Origin of the sequence: Burkholderia sp. LMG 13014 (assembly GCF_905232215.1) — a bacterium.
In the GTDB taxonomy this organism is placed as follows: Bacteria; Pseudomonadota; Gammaproteobacteria; order Burkholderiales; family Burkholderiaceae; genus Burkholderia.
In genome coordinates this window covers 1-2,779 of the sequence record NZ_CAJNKE010000702.1, presented here as the reverse complement: position 1 = coordinate 2,779, position 2,779 = coordinate 1, and the positions used below count along the sequence as shown (strand labels likewise).

Annotated in this window: 3 protein-coding genes; all 3 read right to left on the bottom strand. The window is 70.2% G+C overall.

Features of this window, described 5'->3' with window-relative positions; all coding sequences use genetic code 11:
• On the bottom strand, positions 1 to 598 hold a 598-nt coding region (locus JYJ84_RS33320), incomplete at its 3' end, for an MFS transporter (protein ID WP_205190031.1).
• A 267-nt stretch (positions 599 to 865) separates the two neighbouring features.
• Positions 866 to 1,804, bottom strand: a complete 939-nt coding sequence (locus JYJ84_RS33315) for a ketopantoate reductase family protein (protein WP_175223418.1) — start codon at positions 1,802 to 1,804, stop codon at positions 866 to 868.
• A gap of 14 nt (positions 1,805 to 1,818) precedes the next feature.
• The coding region (locus JYJ84_RS33310) for an aldehyde dehydrogenase family protein (RefSeq protein ID WP_205190030.1) at positions 1,819 to 2,779 on the bottom strand (961 nt) is incomplete at its 5' end.

The following is a 2,779-nucleotide window of genomic DNA, read 5'->3' as shown; positions in this document are numbered from 1 at the left end:
GCACGAAGCCGAGCACGAGCGGCAACGCACCGCCGGCGAAGAACAGCCCACGCCAGCCGTAGCGCGGCAGCACCTCGTGCGCGAACAGGCCGGCCAGCATCCCGCCGAGCGGCACGCAGACGATCGTCGCGGTCACCATCATCGTGCGGCGCCGCGCGGGCGTGTATTCGGCCGTCATCGTCGTGGCCGTCGGCAATGCACCGCCGATCCCGAGCCCGGCGACGAAGCGCAGCATCGCGATCGCCGTGACGTCCGGTGCGAAGCCGATCGCGCAGGTCGCGATGCCGAACAGGAACACGCTGCCGATCACGGCCTGGCGGCGGCCGAAGCGGTCCGCGACGATCCCCGCGCACGCGCTGCCGATACCCATCCCGATCAGCCCGGCCGCCACCGCCGGCGCGAACGCGCCACGCGTGATGCCCCATTCGCGGATCAGCACCGGAATCGCGAAGCCGATCAGCTGGCCGTCGAAGCCGTCGAGCACGATCGCGAGTGCGGCGAGCAGCACCACGCAGCGCTGCATCGTCGTGAACGGCCCGTCGTCGAGCGTCGCGCCGATGTCGACGGACGGCGACTGCAATCCGTCGCGCGTGCTCATGCGGCCTCCCGTGCACCGCGCCGAGGCGGCAACGTGCGCGCGTAGCGCGCGGCAAGACAACGGCGTTCGATGGCTTTCATGGCGTCTCCGGTTGTCCGGGCTGGCGCGCGGTGGCGCGTGCCCGGATCTCGTGCTGCGCAGTCGGCCGGTGTCGACGCGTCGGCGGCGGCTCCGGTGTCTCGTCCAACCTGTCCCGATCCGGTGCCGTCGTCTGCGCGCGACGCGCCCGTATCGTCTGCGGCGCAGGCAGCGCCGCCAGCCTGATGCTCAGTTCATCCGCGCGTCGATCAGCCTGACCAGTGCGAGCAGCGTTTCCGCATGCGGCACCGCCACACCCGCTTCGCGCGCGGCCGCGACGACCTTGCCGCTGATCGCGTCGATTTCCGTGCGGCGGCCCGCGAGCACGTCCTGCAGCATCGACGGGCGATGGCCGCGATGCTCGCGGATCGCATGCTCGACATTGCGCGCGATGCGCTCGCCATCGACCGCGATGCCCTTCGCGCGGGCGACGGCTGCCGTCTCGGCCGCGATCGCCTGCGCGAGCCGCAGCCCGTCGTGGTGTTCGCCGAGCTGGTCGACCGTGCAACGTGTCACCGCGCACAGCGTGTTGAGCGCCGCATTGAACGCGACCTTCTCCCAGATCGCGGCCCACACGTCGTCATCGAGCGAGCACGCGAGCCCCGCGCGCGACAGCGCGTCGGCGACGGCCGCCGCGAACGTGCGCTCCGCGCCGTCGGCCGTCATCATCCTGATGACGCCCGCACCGTGCGAGTGCACGTGGCCTGGCCCGGCAAGATCTGCGGGCCAGGTCGTGACGCCGACGAGAATGCGCTCGATCGGCACGAACGCATTCAACGTCTCGACGTTGCCAAGCCCGTTCTGCAACGTCAGCACGTACGTGTAGGGGCTCAGCAGCGCGCGCACGCCGTCCAGCGCGTGGCGCGTGTGCAGCGATTTCGTGAAGACGATCAGCAGGTCGAATGGTGTGTCGGGCGACGGCTGCGCATTCGCGGCTTCCGGCCGGAGCACATGCAGCGTGCGGATGGTGCGTTCACCACGATCGTCATCGATGCGCAGCCCGTCGCGGCGAATCGCATCGAGATGCGCGTCGTTCACGTCGATCAGCGTGACGTCCTCGGCGCTTTCGGCCAGCAGCCCGCCGAACAGCGAGCCCATCGCGCCGGCGCCCAGAATCGCAATCCTCATCGTCGGCGGCCTCGTCAGAACGGATAGTGGCGCGGTGCGGTCTGCACCGTGATCCAGCGCAGGTCCGTGAACGCCGCGATGCCGGCCTTGCCACCGAAGTGGCCGAAGCCGCTGTCCTTCACGCCGCCGAACGGCATCTGCGCCTCGTCGTGTACGGTCGGACCGTTCACGTGGCAGATGCCCGATTCGATACGTGCCGCGACGCGCATCGCACGCGCGACGTCGCGGCTGAACACGGCCGACGACAGCCCGAACGCGTTGTCGTTCGCGCAACGGATCGCGGCCTCCTCGCCGTCGACGCGCACGATGCCCTTCACCGGGCCGAACGACTCCTCCGCATAGATGCGCATCGCCGGAGTGACATGGTCGAGCAGCGTGGCCGGGAACAGCGTGCTGTCGGCCTTGCCGCCGCACACGAGCGTCGCGCCGTGCGCAAGCGCATCGTCGATCAGCGCATTGCAGCGCTCGACGGCCTTCATGTCGATCAGCGAACCGAGCACGACGGGCCCGTTGCGCGGGTCGCCGAGCGGCAGCGACGCGGCCTTGTCGGCGAGCTTCGCGACGAACGCATCGGCGATCGATGCGTCGACGACGATGCGTTCGGTCGACATGCAGATCTGCCCGGAATTCGCGAACGCGCCGAACGCGGCCGCCGCGACCGCCGCGTCGAGGTCGGCATCGTCGAGCACGACGAACGGTGCCTTGCCGCCGAGTTCCAGCACCGACGGTTTCAGGTGACGCGCGCACGCTTCGGCGACGATCCTGCCGACGCGCGTCGAGCCCGTGAAATTCACGCGGCGCACGGCCGGATGCGCGATCAGTGCATCGACGATGGCGCCCGCATCCTCGGGCGCGTTCGTCACGAAGTTGACGACGCCCGGCGGCACGCCGGCCTCCTGCAGCGCCTCGACGATCAGCCCGTGCGTGACGGGGCACAGCTCCGAGCCCTTCAGCACGACCGTGTTGCCGCACGCG

Excerpts from the sequence above, each read along its gene's own strand:
- JYJ84_RS33315 (WP_175223418.1), bottom strand. The coding sequence starts at position 1,804 with ATGAGGATTGCGATTCTGGGCGCCGGCGCGATGGGCTCGCTGTTCGGC.